This is a genomic window from Candidatus Pantoea deserta (assembly GCF_003813865.1).
Taxonomy (GTDB): domain Bacteria; phylum Pseudomonadota; class Gammaproteobacteria; order Enterobacterales; family Enterobacteriaceae; genus Pantoea; species Pantoea deserta.
Window position 1 is genome coordinate 1 of sequence record NZ_RMVG01000005.1, and the last position, 19,296, is coordinate 19,296.

23 protein-coding genes are annotated in these 19,296 nt (G+C 58.0%); 5 read left to right on the plus strand and 18 right to left on the minus strand.

Annotation, left to right across the window (positions count from 1 at the left end; all coding sequences use genetic code 11):
- Positions 1–76 precede the first annotated feature (76 nt).
- From fusA to fkpA, 8 genes are all read right to left on the minus strand, one after another.
- A complete protein-coding gene (fusA, locus tag BBB56_RS08750) occupies positions 77–2,191 on the minus strand; it encodes an elongation factor G (protein ID WP_123800580.1) in 2,115 nt (704 codons plus the stop codon).
- Positions 2,192–2,284: 93 nt separating this feature from the next.
- Entirely contained in the window at positions 2,285–2,755 is a 471-nt protein-coding gene (rpsG, locus tag BBB56_RS08755) for a 30S ribosomal protein S7 (protein WP_013510774.1), read from the minus strand.
- A gap of 96 nt (positions 2,756–2,851) precedes the next feature.
- Entirely contained in the window at positions 2,852–3,226 is a 375-nt protein-coding gene (rpsL, locus tag BBB56_RS08760; protein WP_003852912.1) for a 30S ribosomal protein S12, read from the minus strand.
- Between the two features lie 124 nt (positions 3,227–3,350).
- Entirely contained in the window at positions 3,351–3,638 is a 288-nt protein-coding gene (gene tusB / locus BBB56_RS08765) for a sulfurtransferase complex subunit TusB (protein ID WP_123800581.1), read from the minus strand.
- 9 nt (positions 3,639–3,647) lie between these two features.
- Positions 3,648–4,007, minus strand: coding sequence for a sulfurtransferase complex subunit TusC (gene tusC / locus BBB56_RS08770; RefSeq protein WP_123800582.1), 360 nt, complete (start codon positions 4,005–4,007; stop codon positions 3,648–3,650).
- Positions 4,007–4,393, minus strand: a complete 387-nt coding sequence (gene tusD / locus BBB56_RS08775) for a sulfurtransferase complex subunit TusD (RefSeq protein ID WP_123800583.1) — start codon at positions 4,391–4,393, stop codon at positions 4,007–4,009. The genes tusC and tusD overlap by 1 nt, the downstream gene beginning before the upstream one ends.
- Positions 4,393–5,115: a helix-turn-helix transcriptional regulator gene (locus BBB56_RS08780; protein ID WP_123800584.1), complete on the minus strand. Its 723-nt coding sequence runs from the start codon at positions 5,113–5,115 to the stop codon at positions 4,393–4,395. Before BBB56_RS08780 ends, tusD begins: the two co-directional genes overlap by 1 nt.
- Before the next feature lie 164 nt (positions 5,116–5,279).
- Complete coding sequence (fkpA, locus tag BBB56_RS08785) at positions 5,280–6,107, minus strand: FKBP-type peptidyl-prolyl cis-trans isomerase (RefSeq protein ID WP_123800585.1); 828 nt, start codon at positions 6,105–6,107, stop codon at positions 5,280–5,282.
- Positions 6,108–6,385: 278 nt separating this feature from the next.
- Between fkpA and BBB56_RS08790 the strand changes: the two genes are divergently transcribed.
- Positions 6,386–6,604 (plus strand): protein SlyX, encoded by a 219-nt coding sequence (locus BBB56_RS08790; RefSeq protein ID WP_123800586.1) that lies wholly within the window; start codon positions 6,386–6,388, stop codon positions 6,602–6,604.
- Between the two features lie 143 nt (positions 6,605–6,747).
- Here the strand turns inward: BBB56_RS08790 and slyD are convergent, their stop codons facing one another.
- The 4 genes from slyD to kefG all read right to left on the minus strand — a co-directional run bounded on the left by slyD (position 6,748) and on the right by kefG (position 10,071).
- Positions 6,748–7,305, minus strand: a complete 558-nt coding sequence (gene slyD, locus BBB56_RS08795; RefSeq protein ID WP_123800587.1) for a peptidylprolyl isomerase — start codon at positions 7,303–7,305, stop codon at positions 6,748–6,750.
- A gap of 193 nt (positions 7,306–7,498) precedes the next feature.
- Entirely contained in the window at positions 7,499–7,699 is a 201-nt protein-coding gene (locus BBB56_RS08800) for a YheV family putative zinc ribbon protein (protein WP_167376551.1), read from the minus strand.
- 15 nt (positions 7,700–7,714) lie between these two features.
- Positions 7,715–9,520 (minus strand): glutathione-regulated potassium-efflux system protein KefB, encoded by a 1,806-nt coding sequence (gene kefB / locus BBB56_RS08805; RefSeq protein ID WP_123800588.1) that lies wholly within the window; start codon positions 9,518–9,520, stop codon positions 7,715–7,717.
- Positions 9,520–10,071 (minus strand): glutathione-regulated potassium-efflux system ancillary protein KefG, encoded by a 552-nt coding sequence (gene kefG, locus BBB56_RS08810; protein WP_123800589.1) that lies wholly within the window; start codon positions 10,069–10,071, stop codon positions 9,520–9,522. The genes kefB and kefG overlap by 1 nt, the downstream gene beginning before the upstream one ends.
- A 113-nt stretch (positions 10,072–10,184) precedes the next feature.
- Between kefG and BBB56_RS08815 the strand changes: the two genes are divergently transcribed.
- Complete coding sequence (locus tag BBB56_RS08815) at positions 10,185–12,089, plus strand: ABC transporter ATP-binding protein (protein WP_123800590.1); 1,905 nt, start codon at positions 10,185–10,187, stop codon at positions 12,087–12,089.
- 163 nt (positions 12,090–12,252) lie between these two features.
- Here BBB56_RS08815 and tauD read toward each other — a convergent pair whose 3' ends face one another.
- From tauD to BBB56_RS08840, 5 genes are all read right to left on the minus strand, one after another.
- A complete protein-coding gene (gene tauD / locus BBB56_RS08820; protein WP_123800591.1) occupies positions 12,253–13,092 on the minus strand; it encodes a taurine dioxygenase in 840 nt (279 codons plus the stop codon).
- Positions 13,089–13,916: a taurine ABC transporter permease TauC gene (gene tauC, locus BBB56_RS08825; protein WP_123800592.1), complete on the minus strand. Its 828-nt coding sequence runs from the start codon at positions 13,914–13,916 to the stop codon at positions 13,089–13,091. Before tauC ends, tauD begins: the two co-directional genes overlap by 4 nt.
- On the minus strand, positions 13,913–14,680 hold the full coding sequence (tauB, locus tag BBB56_RS08830; protein ID WP_123800593.1) for a taurine ABC transporter ATP-binding subunit: 768 nt from the start codon (positions 14,678–14,680) through the stop codon (positions 13,913–13,915). Before tauB ends, tauC begins: the two co-directional genes overlap by 4 nt.
- A gap of 10 nt (positions 14,681–14,690) precedes the next feature.
- Positions 14,691–15,671, minus strand: coding sequence for a taurine ABC transporter substrate-binding protein (gene tauA / locus BBB56_RS08835; RefSeq protein ID WP_199756224.1), 981 nt, complete (start codon positions 15,669–15,671; stop codon positions 14,691–14,693).
- A gap of 198 nt (positions 15,672–15,869) precedes the next feature.
- Positions 15,870–16,472, minus strand: coding sequence for a LysE family translocator (locus BBB56_RS08840; RefSeq protein ID WP_123800595.1), 603 nt, complete (start codon positions 16,470–16,472; stop codon positions 15,870–15,872).
- A 57-nt stretch (positions 16,473–16,529) separates the two neighbouring features.
- Between BBB56_RS08840 and BBB56_RS08845 the strand changes: the two genes are divergently transcribed.
- The 3 genes from BBB56_RS08845 to BBB56_RS08855 all read left to right on the plus strand — a co-directional run bounded on the left by BBB56_RS08845 (position 16,530) and on the right by BBB56_RS08855 (position 18,692).
- The gene (locus tag BBB56_RS08845; RefSeq protein WP_123800596.1) at positions 16,530–17,546 is read left to right on the plus strand and encodes a hydrolase; all 1,017 of its coding nucleotides are present in this window, start codon (positions 16,530–16,532) and stop codon (positions 17,544–17,546) included.
- Entirely contained in the window at positions 17,543–17,761 is a 219-nt protein-coding gene (locus tag BBB56_RS08850) for a YheU family protein (RefSeq protein WP_123800773.1), read from the plus strand. Before BBB56_RS08845 ends, BBB56_RS08850 begins: the two co-directional genes overlap by 4 nt.
- A gap of 61 nt (positions 17,762–17,822) precedes the next feature.
- Positions 17,823–18,692, plus strand: coding sequence for a phosphoribulokinase (locus BBB56_RS08855; protein ID WP_123800597.1), 870 nt, complete (start codon positions 17,823–17,825; stop codon positions 18,690–18,692).
- A gap of 185 nt (positions 18,693–18,877) precedes the next feature.
- Here BBB56_RS08855 and BBB56_RS08860 read toward each other — a convergent pair whose 3' ends face one another.
- A complete protein-coding gene (locus BBB56_RS08860; protein ID WP_123800598.1) occupies positions 18,878–19,282 on the minus strand; it encodes an OsmC family protein in 405 nt (134 codons plus the stop codon).
- Positions 19,283–19,296 lie beyond the last annotated feature (14 nt).

Consider the following 19,296-nt stretch of genomic DNA (forward strand, 5'->3'; position numbering starts at 1 on the left):
CGCCATGGCGATAATCCTTACTGTTATGCCTTCATCATTGATGAAGGCATCTGTTCACAATTTTTAAACCGTAGCCTTATTTGCTACGAGCTTCAATAACGGCCTGAGCGACGTTGTTCGGCGCATCATCGTACTTCAGGAACTCCATGGAGTAAGAAGCACGGCCTTTCGTCAGAGAACGCAACTGCGTCGCGTATCCGAACATTTCAGACAGCGGAACTTCAGCGTGAATCTGAACGCCGGTAGCGTTAGATTCCTGCCCTTTCAGCATACCACGACGACGGCTAAGGTCACCGATGACGTCACCGGTGTTCTCTTCCGGCGTCTCTACTTCAACCTTCATGATCGGCTCAAGCAGTACCGGCTGCGCTTTCTTAAAGCCATCTTTAAAGGCGATAGAAGCGGCCAGTTTAAACGCCAGTTCTGAGGAGTCGACGTCATGGTAAGAACCGAAGTGCAGACGCACGCCCAGATCAACAACCGGATAACCTGCCAGCGGGCCAGATTTCAGCTGTTCCTGGATGCCTTTATCAACCGCAGGGATGTATTCGCCAGGAATCACACCGCCTTTGATGTCGTTGACAAATTCGTAGCCTTTCGGGTTTGAACCCGGCTCCAGCGGGTACATGTCGATAACAACATGACCGTACTGACCGCGACCACCAGACTGCTTAGCGTGCTTACCTTCGATGTCGGTAACTTTAGAGCGAATCGCTTCGCGGTAAGCTACCTGCGGTTTGCCCACGTTCGCTTCAACGTTGAACTCACGCTTCATACGGTCAACGATGATGTCGAGGTGCAGCTCACCCATACCGGCGATGATGGTCTGGTTAGATTCTTCGTCAGTCCATACGCGGAATGACGGGTCTTCTTTAGCCAGACGGCCCAGAGCCAGACCCATTTTTTCCTGGTCAGCTTTGGTTTTCGGCTCAACGGCGATAGAGATTACCGGCTCCGGGAACTCCATACGTTCCAGGATGATCGGGTTGTTCGGATCACACAGGGTGTCGCCGGTGATCACGTCTTTCAGACCGATCGCCGCGGCGATGTCGCCTGCGCGAACTTCGCTGATCTCTTCACGTTTGTTGGCGTGCATCTGTACGATACGGCCGAAACGCTCGCGAGCGGATTTCACTGAGTTCAGTACGGTGTCGCCTGAGTTAACCACGCCAGAGTACACGCGGAAGAAGGTCAGGTTACCTACGAACGGGTCGTTTGCGATTTTGAACGCCAGCGCAGAGAACGGCTCGCTGTCATCAGCGTGACGCTCAGCCGGGGTGTCTTTACCATCGTCCAGGATACCGTTGATCGCAGGAACGTCAGTCGGTGCCGGCAGGTATTCAACCACGGCATCCAGCATCGCCTGAACACCTTTGTTCTTGAACGCAGAACCACAGGTAACGAGGATGATCTCGTTGTTCAGCACGCGCAGACGCAGCGCTTTTTTGATCTCTTCTTCGGTCAGCTCTTCGCCGCCCAGATACTTCTCCATCAGCTCTTCAGATGCTTCAGCTGCGGATTCGATCAGGTTTTGACGCCACTCTTCAGCCAGGTCCTGCATGTCTGCCGGGATCTCTTCGTAAACGAAGGTGGTGCCCTGGTCAGCATCGTTCCAGTTGATGGCTTTCATTTTGATCAGGTCAACAACGCCGGTGAAGTTCTCTTCAGCGCCGATTGCCAACTGAAGCGGAACCGGGTTCGCACCCAGACGCTCTTTGATCTGGCCAACAACTTTCAGGAAGTTCGCGCCCATACGGTCCATTTTGTTAACGAACGCGATACGCGGAACTTTATATTTGTTTGCCTGACGCCATACGGTCTCAGACTGCGGCTGCACGCCACCTACTGCACAGTAAACCATTACTGCGCCGTCGAGCACACGCATGGAACGTTCTACTTCGATGGTGAAGTCAACGTGTCCCGGGGTGTCGATGATGTTGATACGGTGCGGCTCAAACTGTTTAGCCATACCGGACCAGAATGCGGTGGTCGCTGCGGAGGTGATGGTAATACCACGCTCCTGCTCCTGTGCCATCCAGTCCATGGTCGCGGCGCCATCATGCACTTCACCGATTTTGTGGTTAACACCGGTGTAGAACAGGATACGCTCGGTAGTAGTGGTCTTACCGGCGTCGATGTGTGCGCTGATACCGATGTTACGGTAGCGCGCAATGGGTGTTGTACGAGCCATTTGATTCCTCTGATTCTCGGACGTTCAAAATTAGTCGAACCCAGCGGGTTAGCATTTTGCACGCCCGCTGGTTTAACAACAACTACGTGGCGATTACCAGCGGTAGTGAGCGAACGCCTTGTTAGCTTCAGCCATACGGTGAACGTCTTCACGTTTCTTAACTGCTGTACCTTTGTTTTCAGCAGCGTCAGAAAGTTCGTTCGCCAGGCGGAGAGCCATAGATTTATCACCGCGTTTACGAGCAGCTTCTACGATCCAGCGCATTGCCAGAGCATTGCGACGAACCGGACGGACTTCAACTGGCACCTGATAGGTAGAACCACCAACGCGACGTGACTTAACTTCGACAGTCGGACGTACGTTTTCGAGGGCTACTTCAAAGGCTTCCAGCTCGTTTTTACCAGAACGCTGAGCCAGGGTCTCAAGCGCGGTATAAACGATTGATTCAGCAGTAGATTTTTTACCATCTACCATCAGGATATTTACAAATTTGGCCAGCAGCTCTGATCCGAACTTAGGATCCGGCAGGATTTTACGCTGACCAATGACGCGACGACGTGGCATGGAAATACTCCGTTGTTAATTCAGGATTGTCCAAAACTCTACGAGTTTAGTTTGACATTTAAGTTAAAACGTTTGGCCTTACTTAACGGAGAACCATTAAGCCTTTGGCTTCTTCACGCCGTACTTGGAGCGAGCCTGCTTACGGTCTTTAACACCTGAGCAGTCCAGCGCGCCACGAACGGTGTGGTAACGCACACCTGGCAGGTCTTTAACACGACCGCCACGGATCAGGATCACGGAGTGTTCCTGGAGGTTATGACCTTCACCGCCGATGTAGGAGGTAACTTCAAAACCGTTAGTCAGACGAACACGGCAAACTTTACGCAGTGCGGAGTTCGGTTTTTTCGGAGTGGTGGTGTACACACGAGTACAAACACCACGTTTTTGCGGGCAAGCTTCCAGCGCAGGCACGTTGCTCTTTGCAACTTTGCGTACGCGTGGTTTGCGAACCAGCTGGTTAACTGTTGCCATTAAATAGCTCCTGGATTTGCTTTTGCTTCGTAAACACGTAATAAATCGCCTCGTATTACTACGAGGACGCAGAATTTTAGGGCTGAGCCAATAGGGTGTCAAGAAATAACCAGGCTTTGCGACATTACCAGGTCATTTGCTGCTGATGCTTTTCCGTGAGCGCAACGAAACCAGTATAGTCCACCGGCCTTACTTTGGCTGAAATTTGACCAGCAAGGCCGCGCGCGATCACGTCTTCTGTGAGAACCCACAAGGTCGCAGGCGACGCCAGCAGCCGCGTCAGGGCGCTGCTGCCTTCCAGCGCCCCCAGCACGCCGTCCTGCAACAGCAGCAGATCGTCTTCGGCGGTGAGCAGCAGCAGCAGAGTGTTAAGGTCGCTGTAGTAGGGAGAATGCATCAGGGTATGCAGCATGGCGCGCTCTTAAAAAGTCATAATGCGATCGTAGGTCGCAAGCTGTTGCCGCAGCGCCGGCGCGTCCAGAACAGCCACGTCCATGACGCGCGCGCCCTCTTCCGCCAGACCGCGCTCACGCAGCGCTTCGCGGCTCACATAGCAGTTTTCAATATCGTAGAGCGCCAGCACGCCGAAGGTGGCGGCATGATGGCGCGTCAAAATGGTTGCCGGCTGCTGATCCGGCGTCAGCTGCAATACGCCGTCGCCGATAAAGAACAGACCAATGGACTCGCTCAGCGCGCCGGTCGCCAGCGCGGCGTCAAGCCCTTCGCGGCCTGCGCTGCTGCCGTGCGGCGCACGGGTAAAAACAAAGGCGACGCGGTTCATTAAAATTGCACCAGTCGATCGCAGCCAAGCGCGGCTTCCGCCAGCGCGCCCAGACCGCTCAGTTCAAAACCCGGCTGCAAGTTGCTGCCTGCCAGCTGCAACCGCTCCGCCTCCTGCGCATCGGTCACGCCGCGACGTAACGCCGCCGCCACGCAAATATTCAGCGCCACGCCCTGCTCCTGATGCAGCTCAAGCCAGGCGCGCACAATATCCACCTCGTCGCTGGCCGGCGCGGTGAGCTGATTGGCGTTAAGCACGCCTTCGCGATAAAAGAAGACGCTGTGCAGCTGATGACCCGCCGCCAGTAGCGCGCGGGCAAACAGCAGCGCGCTGCTCGCCTGCTGCGTGCCGTAGGCCGGCCCGGTCACCAGCAGGGTATAGCGCATTAGCGATCCTGCCCCTGAAAGTCGCCGTTTTTAAACTGGCGGATATAGAGGTAGACGGTGTGCTTAGAAATATTGAGGCGATCCGCGACCTGGTTGATGGCGTCTTTAATATCGAAGATCCCCTTCTCATACAGATTCAGAACGATCTGGCGGTTCTTGGCGTTATTAGACACATTGCGGTCGGCGCTGACTTCCTCAATGGTGAACTCCAGCGTCTGGGTAACCAGATCCTCTACCGAGCTGGCGAAGTTCACGTTGGAATCTACCTGCTGCATTTCCGGCGGCATAAAGGTCGACATGATCTGCGAAAAAGGCACGTCGAGGTTCATGTTGATGCACAGCAGTCCAATAACGCGCTGCTGGCGGTTACGGATAGCGATAGTGACCGATTTCATTAGCACGCCGCTTTTGGCGCGCGTGAAATAGGCGCGCGAAACGTTACTGTCCGCGCCGTGCATATCGTGCAGCATGCGCAGCGCCAGATCGGTAATGGGCGAGCCGACTTTACGTCCGGTATGTTCGCCATTGGCGATGCGTACGGCTGAGCGCTTCAAATCTTCCAGCGAGTGCAATACGATTTCGCAGTGCGAACCGATCAGCATCGCCAGGCCATCAACGACCGCCTCGTAGGATCTGAGAATATCGTAGTCGGTTTGCTCGAACGGACGCTGCTCCAGCAAATCGAAGTCGCTCAGTTCGCCGGGATTGAATGGATTTGACATCGAAGACATTACCCTAAATGGCTGGAGCCTGTCTCAGCGCAGCGGGCAGACTCTTTTATTGGGAAAGTTGTGCAGCCGTTAGTCTGGCAAATGTCGCACGCTTATGCCAGAGCTTTGTCATTGGCGGGAAATGAAACCGCCGCCAGAAGGCGGCGGCGGGCAGATTATTGAGACTTCTTCGCGTCGGCGGCAGGCGCCTGCGCTTTCTCATCAGCCTTTGGCGCCGGTTTGATGTCGAGCAGTTCAACATCGAACACCAGCGTGGAGTTGGCCGGAATACCCGGTACGCCGTTTTTACCGTAGGCGAGCTGCGGTGGGATTACCAGCTTGATCTTGCCGCCTTTCTTAACGTGCTTCAGGCCTTCGGTCCAGCCAGGGATAACGCCGTCAAGACGGAAAGAGAGCGGTTCGCCGCGCGTGTAAGAGTTGTCGAACTCGGTGCCGTCGATCAGCGTGCCTTTATAGTTGACCACTACGGTGTCGCTGTCTTTCGGCGCGTCGCCGCTGCCTTCTTTCTCTACTTTATACAGCAGACCGGATTCCGTTTTCTTCACGCCGCTCTCTTTAGCGAATTTGTCAGCGAAAGCCGTGCCTTTATCAGCATTCTCTTTCGCATCTTTTTCCATTTTCGCCTGAGCAGCGCCTTTTACGCGGCCTTCAAAGGCCTGCAAAGTCTGTTCGATTTCCTGGTCGGAGAGTTTGCTTTTACCGGCAAACGCATCCTGAACGCCCGCAATCAGCTGCTGTTTGTCCAGCTTGATGCCCAGTTTCTCCTGTTCCTTCAGGGAGTTGTCCATGTAGCGACCCAGTGAGGCACCCAGTGCGTAGGCTGACTGCTGGTCTTCATTTTTGAAGGCCGCATTTTTTGGTGCCTGCGGTGCCGCATCGGTCGCAGCAGGGGCCGCGGTCGTTTCGGCAGCCATTGCCAGCGGCGCATTCAGCGCGATGGCCATGGTGGTAGCTAACATTGTGACTTTAAACAGTGATTTCATCCTTTCTCCAAAACCGAAGCGTGTCACCTCGGAAACTATTGCGGACTAAAGCTCCACACTATAACTGTACGCGGCAGCGGCGAAAACTCCCGCAGCGTAATTACCTGTTTAACCTCCGACCTTTTTTGCATCAGGAAGTTTCATCAGAGATGATGACGCGGGGTACCTTATTCAACCCGTCACAGGCGGAGCGGTAAAAAATCGGGTGATTCTGACGGGAGAAAGGTAAAATCAGAGTCAGGCACAATTGTCGCCGCGACATAAACGGAGGAGAGGTCATGCAACAATCAGATTGGGAACAACGGCTTGAAGCGCTGGAAAGCAAGCTGGCCTTTCAGGAAGTCACTATCGACCAGCTCAACCAGACGGTGGTGCAGCATGAACTGGAGATGGCGAAGATGCGCGAACAGCATCGCCTGCTGCTGGATAAACTGAAAGCGGCCACGCCCTCGTTGATCGCCTCACAGTCGGAAGAGACGCCGCCTCCGCACTACTGACCTGTTCAGGCTGGCGGCGATGCCGCGTCAGCGCGAAGGATTCGCAAACCCAGACATGCTGCGGCTTGCTCGCGCATTTTTGCGTGGTAAAACCGCAAAAGAAAAGGCCACCGTCTGGTGGCCTTGTCATCGGCGTCGCGTACTTAGTGGTTGCAGCCGCAACCGCCGTGGCCGCCGCAGCCGCCATTGCCGTGATCGTGACCGTGGTCATGATCGTGGTCGTGATGATGACCGTGCTCGCCGTGAACGTGGCCGTGCGCCAGCTCTTCCGGGGTCGCTTCGCGAATCGCGACCACTTCCACGTTAAAGTTAAGGTTCTGGCCCGCCAGCATGTGGTTGCCGTCAACCACAACGTGATCGTCTTCAACTTCAGTGATCTCGACCGGAACCGGGCCCTGATCGGTTTCCGCCAGGAAACGCATGCCGACCTGCAATTCGTCAACGCCCATAAAGACGTCTTTCGGTACGCGCTGCACCAGATTGTCGTCGTACTGGCCGTAGGCGTCGTTAGCCGGGATATGCACGTCAAACTTATCGCCGACCGCATGGTTTTCCAGCGCTTTTTCCAGACCAGAAATCAGGGAACCATGACCGTGCAGATAGTCCAACGGTGCACTCACCGGTGACTCGTCAACCAACACACCGTCTTCTGTACGTACCTGATAGGCCAGGCTCACCACCAGGTCTTTTGCTACTTTCATGATATCTCCTAACCGTTGAGAACTGAGATCCCGTCTCATTGGTCTATTCTTGCGTGCAATAACACCAACCAGAAAGGTTCGGGGCTGAGGCCGCGCAGGTCGCTACGCGCCAGGCCTCAGCGTAAGTGACGCCGATTGTATCGAAATTCAATCCCGCTGTAAGTTTAAGCGTAAAAAAAGCTGCGGCATTTCGCTACTCCGGATGGAAAATACCGATCACTTGCTCCTGGCTGCGAACCTGATCGCGAACCTGCTTATCCGCCTCGCGCATCTGGTGGCCGCATTTCACGCACTCCACGACGTCGACATTATTTTCACGCCACATCGCCAGCGTGTCTTTTTCCTGGCAGTGCGGACAAACCGCACCGGCAATAAACCGTTTACGCATGTTGATTTACCCGTGTTGCTGTTACTGATCGGCATCCCAGTCGTCGATCTGCCGCTTCTCATGCTGCATCTCGCGCTGGAAAATGTCCTCCAGCTCGCGTCTTGCCTCGCGCACGCGCGAAATTTGCGCATTGTCCGTATGGTTCGGCATGAGCTCGCGCAGCATGCGCATGTCCAGACGACGAAAATGCAGCTGCGCGCGCTGCGCCTGATGCGGATGCATACCTACTGAAATCAGCGCTTTACGCCCCAGCTCCAGCGCGCTGGAGAAGGTTTCGCGCGAGAACTGCGTGACGCCCGCCTGCAACAGTTCGTGCGCCTCAACGCGTCCGCGCGCCCGCGCCACAATCTCCAGCTGCGGGAAGTGCTGCTGGCAGAGATGCACGATCGCCATGGTGTCTTCCGGCTCGTTACAGGTGATAACGATTGACTGCGCGCTGCCCGCGCCGGCGGCGCGCAGCAGCTCAAGCTCGGTGGCGTCACCATAGTAAACCTTGTAGCCATACTTGCGCATCAGGCTTACCGCGCTGATGTCGCGCTCCAGCACCGTAATTCGCTTATTGTTGGCCATCAGCAGACGGCCCACCACCTGCCCCATACGGCCAAAGCCCACCACGATCACCTGCGGCTGATCGTCCTCGACAAAGGGTTTTTCGCTGTCTTCGTCGCTTTCGTTAAAGCGGCGCGCCAGCAGCCTGTCGATCGCCTGCATCAGCAGCGGCGTGGTCATCATCGACAGCGTCACCGTTACCAGCAGCAGCGGCAGTTGGTCGCCAGAGAAAAGATGCGCCGATGACGCCGCGGAAAACAGCACGAAAGCGAACTCGCCGCCCTGACTCAGCACGCCCGCAAACTGCTGACGCTCGGAGCTGCGCAGGCCATAGACGCGCGCCAGCACGTAAAGCACCAGCGTTTTTACCGTGACCAGAATCAAGACGCCAAGCAGGATCTCAACAATATGGGTATAGAGCACCCCAAGGTTGAGCGCCATGCCGACAGAGATAAAGAACAGCCCAAGCAGCAGCCCTTTGAAGGGATCGATAGCCACTTCCAGCTCGTGGCGGTATTCGCTTTCCGCCAGCAGAATACCGGCGATAAAGGTGCCCAGCGCCATCGACAGTCCGAGCGCGTCCATAAACAGCGCCGAACCGAGCACCAGCAGCAAGGCGGCGGCGGTAAAGACTTCGCGCACGCCGGAGGCCGCGATAAAACGGAAAATCGGCCGCAGCAGATAGCGCCCGCCGACCAGCATCCCGGCGAAGGCCAGCACTTTCATGCCGATCTTCATCCAGTCGATATTGCCGCTGTCGCTACCGGCCAGCAGCGGCACCAGCGCCAGCGCCGGGATCACCGCTAAATCCTGAAACAGCAGCACCGAGAAGCCAAGCTGGCCCGCCTCGCTGCGATTCATTCCTTTGTCGCGCATCAGCTGCAACGCCATCGCGGTCGAAGACATCGCCAGGCCAATACCGCCAATCACGGCGGCCTGCCAGCTAAAGTCGCTCAGCCACAGCAGCGCGCCCAGAATCCCGGCGGAGATCAGCACCTGCGCCGCGCCGACGCCAAAGATCGAACGACGCAGCGCCCAGAGTTTCGCCGGATTCAGCTCCAGGCCGATGATAAACATCAGGAACACGACGCCCAGCTCGGAGAAGTGCAGGATCTCCTCAACGTCGCTGATAAAGCCGAGTCCCCACGGGCCTATCGCAATCCCGGCCAGCAGGTAGCCCAATACCGCGCCAATGCCCAGCCGCGCGGCGACGGGTACGATCAGCACCGCCGCCACCAGATAAATCACGCCTGCGGTCAGCAGAGTTTGTCCTTCCATCACAACCCTCCGTTCGGCAGCGGCGAGGCAAGCCATTCGCCGTATGCGCGGGCGAAGTGGCTCATCACCTCTTTCGGCTGCCGGCGCGCCCAGTAAAGCACCATCGGCGTCATCCAGTGCATGCGACACATCTGCGCAGTGAGTTCGAACGGACGCATAATGTCCGCCATGGGATAGCGGTTAAGCCCGCTCTGGTGGTAGGCCGTTTCCGGCTCGCCGGTGGTGATCACGCTGCGCCAGTATTTGCCTTCCAGCGCATTGCCGTCGACCCCGTTGGCAAATCCGCGTGACAACACGCGATCCAGCCACTCTTTCAACAGCGCGGGGCAGCTGTAGGTATAGAGAGGATGCTGAAATACAATCACCTGATGCTCGCGCAGCAGCTGCTGTTCATGATGAATATCGATAAAAAAATCAGGATAGTGCGCATACAGGTCATGTACGGTAACATTTTCCTGTTTCTGCGCTGACTGTAGCAGGACCCGATTCGCTATCGACTCCTGCGTTTCCGGATGGGCATAAAGCAGCAAAACTTTTGCTGGCTGCGACATAGTTATCCTCTTCCAAAGCGTCGTCACCGGAGCGGATTTCCGCTACCATGCACGACGCGACACACTCTAATTATGTTGTGTGTAAATTAACATATTCTGACGATACGGCGCTTATGATTGTCTTCTCTTCTCTGCAAATCCGCCGCGGCGTCCGCGTGCTGCTCGATAACGCTTCCGCGACGATCAATCCCGGCCAGAAGGTCGGCCTGGTCGGTAAAAACGGCTGCGGCAAATCGACCCTGCTGTCGCTGTTAAAGGGCGAAATCAGCAGCGACGCGGGCGGCGTGACCTTCCCTGGCAACTGGGCGCTGGCCTGGGTTAACCAGGAGACGCCCGCCCTGAGTAAAGCGGCGCTGGAATACGTCATCGACGGCGATCGCGAGTATCGTCAGCTTGAGGCGGAACTGGCGGACGCCAACCAGCGCGACGACGGCAATGCCATCGCGCTGCTGCACGGCAAGCTGGATGCCATCCAGGCCTGGAGCATTCATGCGCGCGCCTCCAGTCTGCTGCACGGCCTTGGCTTTAGCCAGGAGCAGCTGAACCGTCCCGTCAGCGACTTTTCCGGCGGCTGGCGCATGCGTCTTAACCTGGCGCAGGCGCTGGTGTGTCGGTCCGATCTGCTGCTGCTCGACGAACCCACTAACCACCTCGACCTCGACGCGGTCATCTGGCTGGAACGCTGGCTGAAAAGCTATGAGGGCACGCTGATCCTGATTTCGCACGATCGCGACTTCCTCGATCCGGTGGTAGACAAGATCATTCATATCGAGCAGGAGAGCCTGTTCGAATACACCGGCAACTACTCTTCGTTTGAACGGCAGCGCGTCGCTAAGCTGGCGCAGCAGCAGGCGCTGTTTGAGAGCCAGCAGGAAAAAGTGGCGCATCTGCAAAGCTATATCGATCGCTTCCGCGCCAAGGCGTCTAAAGCCAAACAGGCGCAAAGCCGCATCAAGATGCTGGAGCGGATGGAGATGATCGCCCCGGCGCACGTCGATAACCCGTTCAGTTTCAGCTTCCGTCCGCCGGAAAGCCTGCCGAATCCGCTGCTGAAGATGGAAAAGGTGACCGCTGGCTACGGCGAACGCATTATTCTTGACGCCATCAAGCTCAACCTGGTGCCAGGTTCCCGCATTGGTCTGCTCGGCCGTAACGGCGCGGGAAAATCCACCCTGATCAAGCTGCTGGCTGGCGAACTAACGCCGCTTGACGGCGAGGTGGGGCTGGCGAAGGGCATTAAGCTTGGCTACTTCGCGCAGCATCAGCTGGAGTATCTGCGCAGCGACGAATCGCCGTTGCAGCATCTGGCGCGCATCGCGCCGAAGGTGCTGGAGCAGCAGCTGCGCGATTATCTGGGCGGCTTCGGCTTTCAGGGCGATAAAGTGAGTGAAGTGACGGCGCGCTTCTCCGGCGGCGAAAAGGCGCGGCTGGTACTGGCGCTGATTGTCTGGCAGCGCCCTAACCTGCTGCTGCTTGATGAACCGACTAACCACCTCGATCTGGATATGCGTCAGGCGCTGACCGAAGCGCTGATCGACTTTGAAGGCGCGCTGGTTGTGGTATCGCACGATCGTCACCTGCTGCGCGCCACCACGGACGATCTCTATCTGGTGCATGACGGCAAGGTCGATGTCTTCCCTGGCGATCTGGAAGATTACCAGCAGTGGCTGAGCGATCTGCAAAAGCAGCAGGCCCAGGCGGATGCCGCCCCGAAACAGGACAACGGCAACAGCGCGCAGGCACGCAAAGATCAGAAGCGCCGCGAAGCCGAACTGCGCGCCCAGACGCAGCCGCTGCGTAAAGAGATCGAGAAGCTGGAGAAGCAGATGGCGAAATGGCAGAGCCAGCTCACCGAAGCGGAAACCCAGCTGGCCGACGGCGAAATTTACGATCCCGCCCGCAAAGCGGATCTTACCGCGGCGTTGCAGCGTCAGGCGGAAAGCAAGTCGGCGCTGGAAGAAGTAGAGATGGCGTGGCTGGATGCGCAGGAGCAGCTGGAAGCGATGCTCGCCTCCTGACCTGGCGCTGAGCTTTTCGCTTTTCGCGGACTTAAAACGATCGTATCGGAGCGAGACAAGGCGCAAGCCGCGGCATAAGCGGAGCATACTGACGTATGTGAGCATTATGACGCGGCGCGGCAACGCGGTCGCAGCCCGGTACGGACGTTTTAATATATGCAACTCAGAAAGGCTTATCGCCCAACACCGTAGCCCGCTGCATCACCCGCCTGGCCGGATAATAGTCCGCATTAGCATAGTGCTGCGTTACGCGGTTATCCCAGATCGCCACATCATTCGGCTGCCAGCGCCAGCGCACCTGGAACTCTGGTTTAGTCGCATGCGCATAGAGCAGCGCCAGCACGGCATCGCTCTCTTTTTCACTCAGCTCCACAATGCGCGTCGTAAACCCTTCATTGACGAACAGCGCCTTGCGTCCGCTTACCGGATGGGTGCGGATCACCGGATGCTGCACCGGCGGATGCTTCGCCACGGCCGCCTGCCAGCGCTGATGCTCCTCTTCGCTGCGGCGATATTTATACTCCTGAAAGGATTTTTTGAAATCGTGCTCGGCATGCAGCCCTTCCAGCAGCGTTTTGATCGGCGCTGACAGAGTCTCATAGGCGGCAATACCGCTGGCCCACAGGGTGTCGCCGCCCGATTCAGGCAGCAGCTTCGACGCCAGGATAGCCACCGCCGGTGGCGTTTCAATAAAGGTCACGTCGGTATGCCAGTTGTCATTGTCCGGAGGATTATCCTGATGGGTATCCAGCACGATAATCTCTTCCACCCCGTCGGCATGGGGATAAACCGGATGAATATGCAGGTCGCCGAAGCGCGCCGCCAGCGCGCGCTGCTGGTGGGGCGTAATGACCTGATCGCGCAGAAACAGCACCTGATGGCGCAGCAGCGCGTGGTAAAGCTGTTCAAACTGCGCGTCGCTCAGCGGCCGGGCTAAATCGACATTGGCGACCTGCGCGCCAATCCAGGGACCGAGCGCGGTGATGTTCAACTTTTCGTTCATGATTGTTCTCCGTTCCAGGGCGTCAGCCGACGCTGAAGGGCGCGCAGCCCAAGCTCTAAAGTAAAGGCGACCAGCGCGATGACGGCGATGCCTGCCAGCACCACATCGGTTGCGAGAAATTCTCCTGCGGACTGCACCATAAAACCCAGCCCGCGCGTCGCCGCGATCAGTTCCGCCGCCACCAGCGTCGACCAGCCAACCCCCAGCCCAATACGTAGCCCGGTGAGAATATCCGGCAGCGCCCCCGGCAAAATGACCCATCGCAGCAACTGCCAGCGGCTGGCGCCCAGCGACTGCGCCGCGCGAATGCGCACCTGCTGCGTATTGCGCACGCCCGCCAGCGTCGACAGCGTCACCGGCGCAAAGATAGCCAGGTAGATCAGCAGGATCTTGGAGGTTTCGCCAATGCCGAACCAGATCACCATCAGCGGCAAGTAGGCGAGCGGCGGCACCGGACGATACAGCTCGATCAGCGGGTCGAGCAGGCCGCGCGCGACAGGACTCATCCCCATCGCAATGCCTACCGGGATGCCAATAGCCGCGGCCGCAAACAGCGCCACCAGCATACGCGTCAGACTGGCGGCCAGATGCTGCCACAGCGTGGCGTCCATAAAGCCCTGCGGACTGGCAATCAGCAGCAGCTTGCTCAGCACCTGCTGCGGCGCGGGCAGAAACAGCGGGCTAATCAGGCCCAGCGCCGTCACGCCCCACCAGATCAGCAGCAAGAGCGCCATGCTCAACAGGCTCAGGCTGAACTGCCGGGAAAAAGGCCAGCGCAGACGACGTCGCGCCGTCGTGGTTTTATCGTTGATCACCGCGCTCATACAAAGGCCTCCCGCTGCTCAAACACCCGGCTCAGCACGTACTCGCGCTTTTCGATAAAGGCAGGATCGGACTTGATGGCGCGGCAAGGCTCCCCGGCGGCAAAACGCTGGCCGAAGTTAAGCCTGAGGCGCTCGACTATGCGTCCCGGTCCCGGTGAGAGCAGCACCAGCTCGCTGGCAAGAAACACCGCCTCTTCAATATCGTGCGTAATCAGCAAAATCTGTTTGCCGCTGTCGCGCCATAGCGTCAGCAGCAGCGTCTGCATCTGTTCGCGGGTAAAGGCATCCAGCGCGCCAAAGGGTTCGTCGAGCAGCAGCAGCTGGGGATCGGCCGCCAGCGCGCGGGCAATGCCGACGCGTTGCCGCTGGCCGCCGGAAAGCTGCCAGACGGGGCGGCTCTCCGCCCCTTCCAGCCCGACTTTTTTAATTAAACGCCGGGCAATGGCGTTACGTTCGCCGCGCGCCATACCCGCCAGCTGAAGACCAAAGGCGACATTGTCCAGCACATTACGCCACGGCAGCAGCCCTTCATGCTGAAACACTACGCCCCGCTCTGCGCCCGGTCCGCTGATGGCGTTACCTTCCAGCGTGATACTGCCCGACTCCACCGGCAAAAAACCGGCGATCAGGTTAAGCAGCGTGGTTTTGCCGCAGCCTGACGGGCCGAGCACCACCAGCAGTTCGCCCTTATCCAGTTGCAGGCTGATGTCCTGTAATGCAGGGCGTCCGGCATAACGCGCGTTAAGATGAGCGATGCGCAGCATGAGGTTCTCCTTACTGTTTCGCTAACGGCTCGACAAAGCGAGTGGTGACAAAATCGCTGTAGTCAGCGCTGGCCTGCGGCACTTTGCCCTGCTCTTTCAGGAATCGGGCCGTATCGACGATGGCCTGATTAACCGGTTTGCCCAGCTGCTCGATCTGCTGCTGCGCGGTAAGGTAGGTATTGCCTTTTACCAGCCCCGGCACCTGCGCTTCCGGCACGCCGCTCAGGCGCGACAGCTTGCTCAGGTTATCCGGCTGCTTCAGCCATTGATCCGGGTTGTCGATATAGGTTTTTTGCGCCTCGATAGCGCTGCGGGCAAAGGCAGTCACGATGTCAGGATGTGCTTTGGCAAAGTCTTTGCGCACGACCCAGACGTCAAGCGTCGGCGCGCCCCACTGGCCGACCTGCGACGAGTCCGTCAGGACCTTGCCGTCTTTTTCCAGCTCATTAACCGCAGGCGCCCAGACGTATGCGCCATCAATATCCCCGCGCTGCCAGGCCGCAATAATCGCCGGCGGCTGGAGGTTTACCAACTGTACCTGGGTCGGCTTAATGCCCCAGTGTTTCAGCGCCGCCAGCAGGCTGTAATGGGTGGTGGAGATAAAAGGCACGGCGATGCGCTTGCCGATTAAGTCTTTTGGACCGCCAATCCCTTTTTTCACTACCAGCGCTTCGGAGTTGCCCAGCTGTGACGCCAGTAAAAAGGCCTCAATCGGCAGCTGCTGCGTCGCGGCGACCGCCAGCGGGCTGGAGCCGATATTGCCAATCTGCACATCTCCGGACGCCAGCGCGCGCAGTACGCCCGCGCCGCTGTCGAATTTGCGCCAGTCAACGGTCGCCCCGCTCTCTTTCGCGAAGGTATTGTCCGCCTGCGCCACTTTCGCCGGTTCGGCAGAGGTCTGATACGCCACCGTTACGTTAACGGCCTGCGCCTGAAATACCAGCAGCGACAGCGCTGCGGCTAAAAGGGTGAAACGCGCTTTTACTGCCATGATGTTGCACTCCGCCAGGGTCTGATGATGGGCGCAGTGTCGCCAGCGGCGAAGATTTCATAAAGGAATTAAAAATTATTCTTAATAAAAAGACGTTCTTAGATCATGATCGGCAAAGCTGATGCGAAAAACGGCAAAGAAGGGCAATACAGTGCAGGGGAGCTGACCGGAGACGCAGCAGCTGCGCCTCCGGTTTGCCTAGCGCCAGATCAACAGTACGCAGGCGGCGGTGAGCAGGCCCATCGCCAGGTTAAAGATCGTCCAGGCGCGACGGCTTTTCAGGATGCGGCCAATCAGCGCGCCGAAACCAATCCAGATGACGCCCGCCACCAGATTGACCAGAAACATGCCAAAGCTGATCGCCGTAACCGAATGGAGATAGGCCGCGCCCGCCAGGCTAAAGCTCGCCACGGCGCCCAGCGCCATCAGCCAGGCCTTGGGGTTAATCAGCTGCAACAGCCCGCCCTGCCAGAACGGCATCGGCTTGGGCGGCGCATCGCCGGTGTCCAGCTCTTCATAAGCGGCGGTGGCAATCTTCCAGGCCAGCCAGAGCAGATAGAGGCTGCCGGCGATTTTCAGGATGAGATGCAGGGCGGGATAGAGCAGAATCAGGCCGCCGACGCCAAACGCCACCATCAGCAGCATCACCTGCATGCCAATCATAATGCCGATCATTAGCGGCAGCGTACGCCAGAAGCCGAAATTGGCGCCGGACGCCGTGAGTAACATATTATTAGGGCCTGGCGTGATGGCGGCGACCCAGAGAAAACCTAACATTGAGAAAAACAGGCTCAGTTCCATGAACGGGTGCTCCTTACCCCAGACTCATAACAAACCTAATGAAGCTAACAGTGTGATATGGATCAGACAAGCCCCGGCGACATGAATTTTACGCCTGACGCCGCGACGCATTTTATGCCGCCGCGCGCCCTGCGCAATCCGCATTTGCAGACGGTGCTGCCGCGTCTGGTGCGGCGTCGCCTGCTGCTGCGGCCGCACTGGCAGCGCCTCGATCTGCCGGACGGGGATTTCATCGACCTCGCCTGGAGCGAAGACCCGCAGCAGGCGAGCCACAAGCCGCGCGTGGTGCTGTTTCACGGTCTTGAAGGCAATTTTCACAGCCCCTATGCGCACGGCCTGATGCACGCCTGTCAGCGCCAGGGCTGGCTGGGGGTAGTCATGCATTTTCGCGGCTGCGGCGGCGAACCGAACCGGCTGCATCGCATCTATCACTCCGGCGAAACCGAAGACGCCGCCTTCTTTCTGCGCTGGCTGAAAACGCGCTGGGGCGATGCGCCGACTGCCGCGGTAGGCGTTTCGCTAGGAGGCAATATGCTGGGTTGTCTGCTTGGCAGACTGGGCGAGACCGCGCCGCTCGACGCCGGCGTTATCGTCTCCGCCCCGCTGCTGCTGGAGCCGTGCAGCCTGAAGCTGGAGCAGGGTTTCTCCCGCTTTTATCAACGCTATCTGCTCGATCAGCTGAAAAAAAACGCCGAGCGTAAGCTGCGCGCCTGGCCGGGAACACTGCCGGTGGATCTGCTCCAGCTGAAAGCGCTGCGTCGCCTGCGCGATTTTGACGACGCCATTACCGCCCGCGCGCACGGTTTTCTTAATGCGGGCGACTATTACCGGCGCGCCAGCGCCATGCCGCTGTTGAAAAACGTGCGCAAACCCTTGCTGATTATCCACGCAAAGGACGATCCTTTTATGACTGACGAGGTGATCCCCCAACCGGAACAGCTCTCAGCGACGACTCTCTATCAACTTACGCCCTATGGCGGACACGTTGGCTTTGTCGGCGGCACGCTGCGTCAACCGCAGATGTGGCTTGAGCAGCGTGTGCCGCACTGGCTTACACAATGGCTCGCAACATGATTATTCCCTGGCAACAGATCGACCCGGAAACGCTTAACAACCTGATTGAAGCCTTTGTGCTGCGCGAAGGCACCGACTACGGCGAGCAGGAGCGCAGCCTGACGCAAAAGGTCGAAGATGTTCGTCGGCAGCTGGAGCGCGGCGACGCGGTGCTGGTCTGGTCTGAACTGCATGAAACCGTCAACATTATGCCGCGCAGCGAATTTCGCGGCTGATGCGCCGCCGCGCTTTTCATGTTAACAATGCCTATCGCCCGACGTTACAGGAAGCAGAACCATGTCAGCACGACACCCGATTATTGCGGTGACAGGTTCCAGCGGCGCTGGAACCACCACCACCAGTCTGGCATTCCGGAAGATTTTTCAGCAGCTCGGCCTGCATGCCGCCGAGCTGGAAGGCGACAGTTTCCATCGCTATACGCGGCCGGAAATGGATATGGCTATCCGCAAAGCACGCGACTTAGGTCGCCATATCAGCTACTTCGGACCGGAGGCCAACGATTTCGGCCTGCTTGAGCAGACGTTTGTTGATTACGGCAAGGCGGGCAAAGGCCAGTCGCGCAAATACCTGCACACCTACGACGAGGCCGTGCCCTGGAATCAGCTGCCGGGCACCTTTACGCCGTGGCAGCCGCTGCGGGAAAACACCGACGTGCTGTTTTATGAAGGACTGCACGGCGGCGTGGTGACGCAGCAGCATAACGTCGCGGAGAAAGTCGATCTGCTGGTGGGCGTGGTGCCGATCGTCAATCTGGAGTGGATTCAGAAGCTGGTGCGCGACACCAGCGAACGCGGCCACTCGCGTGAAGCGGTCATGGATTCGGTGGTGCGCTCAATGGAGGATTATATCAACTTCATTACGCCGCAGTTTTCGCGCACCCATATTAACTTCCAGCGCGTGCCTACGGTGGATACCTCCAACCCATTCGCCGCGCGCGAGATCCCGTCGCTGGACGAGAGCTTTGTCGTTATTCACTTTCGCGGGCTGGAGCATATCGATTTTCCCTATCTGCTGGCGATGATTCAGGGTTCCTTTATCTCGCATATCAATACGCTGGTGGTGCCGGGCGGCAAAATGGGGCTGGCGATGGAACTGATTATGGCTCCGCTGGTGCAGCGGCTAATGGAAGGCAAGCAGATCGCCTGAGCCGTCGGCAATGCGATCGAGAATGGCAAGGCCAGAGCGCCACGCCGCGCTAAACGACGCGCCTTTTGCTCAGGCGCGTCCGTCAGCAGGCCAGCCAGTCGCGTGAAACAACTATGCGCCCGGCGCGTTGTCCGTGACGCAAGACGCTTCGCCTGCGACCCGCCTCTTGAGTCCGGGGCCGCCAGTTACAGCTCAATCACCTCATAGCTATGGGTAATTTCCACGCCCTTGCCCAGCATCAGCGCCACCGAACAGTACTTCTCCGCCGACAGATCGACTGCGCGCGCTACGGCTTTATCGCTCAGCGCTTTGCCGGTCACCACGAAATGCAGATTGATATGGGTAAACAGGCGCGGCGCCTCTTCGCGACGTTCGGAGGTCAGCTTGACCTCGCAGTCCGCGACGTCGTTACGCCCTTTCTGAAGAATAGAGACCACGTCGATAGCGCTACAGCCTCCGGTCGCCATCAGCACCATCTCCATCGGGCCTGGCGCTTTATCGCCGGCGTTGCCGTCCATAAGGATCTGATGTCCTGAGGCCGACTCGCCCAAAAAGGTTAATCCTTCGATCCACTTCACTCTTGCCTGCATGTTTCTACCTCAAG

Coding starts and splice junctions, on each gene's coding strand:
- fusA (WP_123800580.1), bottom strand. CDS start 2,191: ATGGCTCGTACAACACCCATTGCGCGCTACCGTAACATCGGTATCAGC.
- rpsG (WP_013510774.1), bottom strand. CDS start 2,755: ATGCCACGTCGTCGCGTCATTGGTCAGCGTAAAATCCTGCCGGATCCT.
- rpsL (WP_003852912.1), bottom strand. CDS start 3,226: ATGGCAACAGTTAACCAGCTGGTTCGCAAACCACGCGTACGCAAAGTT.
- tusB (WP_123800581.1), bottom strand. CDS start 3,638: ATGCTGCATACCCTGATGCATTCTCCCTACTACAGCGACCTTAACACT.
- tusC (WP_123800582.1), bottom strand. CDS start 4,007: ATGAACCGCGTCGCCTTTGTTTTTACCCGTGCGCCGCACGGCAGCAGC.
- tusD (WP_123800583.1), bottom strand. CDS start 4,393: ATGCGCTATACCCTGCTGGTGACCGGGCCGGCCTACGGCACGCAGCAG.
- BBB56_RS08780 (WP_123800584.1), bottom strand. CDS start 5,115: ATGTCAAATCCATTCAATCCCGGCGAACTGAGCGACTTCGATTTGCTG.
- fkpA (WP_123800585.1), bottom strand. CDS start 6,107: ATGAAATCACTGTTTAAAGTCACAATGTTAGCTACCACCATGGCCATC.
- BBB56_RS08790 (WP_123800586.1), top strand. CDS start 6,386: ATGCAACAATCAGATTGGGAACAACGGCTTGAAGCGCTGGAAAGCAAG.
- slyD (WP_123800587.1), bottom strand. CDS start 7,305: ATGAAAGTAGCAAAAGACCTGGTGGTGAGCCTGGCCTATCAGGTACGT.
- kefB (WP_123800588.1), bottom strand. CDS start 9,520: ATGGAAGGACAAACTCTGCTGACCGCAGGCGTGATTTATCTGGTGGCG.
- kefG (WP_123800589.1), bottom strand. CDS start 10,071: ATGTCGCAGCCAGCAAAAGTTTTGCTGCTTTATGCCCATCCGGAAACG.
- BBB56_RS08815 (WP_123800590.1), top strand. CDS start 10,185: ATGATTGTCTTCTCTTCTCTGCAAATCCGCCGCGGCGTCCGCGTGCTG.
- tauD (WP_123800591.1), bottom strand. CDS start 13,092: ATGAACGAAAAGTTGAACATCACCGCGCTCGGTCCCTGGATTGGCGCG.
- tauC (WP_123800592.1), bottom strand. CDS start 13,916: ATGAGCGCGGTGATCAACGATAAAACCACGACGGCGCGACGTCGTCTG.
- tauB (WP_123800593.1), bottom strand. CDS start 14,680: ATGCTGCGCATCGCTCATCTTAACGCGCGTTATGCCGGACGCCCTGCA.
- tauA (WP_199756224.1), bottom strand. CDS start 15,671: ATGGCAGTAAAAGCGCGTTTCACCCTTTTAGCCGCAGCGCTGTCGCTG.
- BBB56_RS08840 (WP_123800595.1), bottom strand. CDS start 16,472: ATGGAACTGAGCCTGTTTTTCTCAATGTTAGGTTTTCTCTGGGTCGCC.
- BBB56_RS08845 (WP_123800596.1), top strand. CDS start 16,530: ATGGATCAGACAAGCCCCGGCGACATGAATTTTACGCCTGACGCCGCG.
- BBB56_RS08850 (WP_123800773.1), top strand. CDS start 17,543: ATGATTATTCCCTGGCAACAGATCGACCCGGAAACGCTTAACAACCTG.
- BBB56_RS08855 (WP_123800597.1), top strand. CDS start 17,823: ATGTCAGCACGACACCCGATTATTGCGGTGACAGGTTCCAGCGGCGCT.
- BBB56_RS08860 (WP_123800598.1), bottom strand. CDS start 19,282: ATGCAGGCAAGAGTGAAGTGGATCGAAGGATTAACCTTTTTGGGCGAG.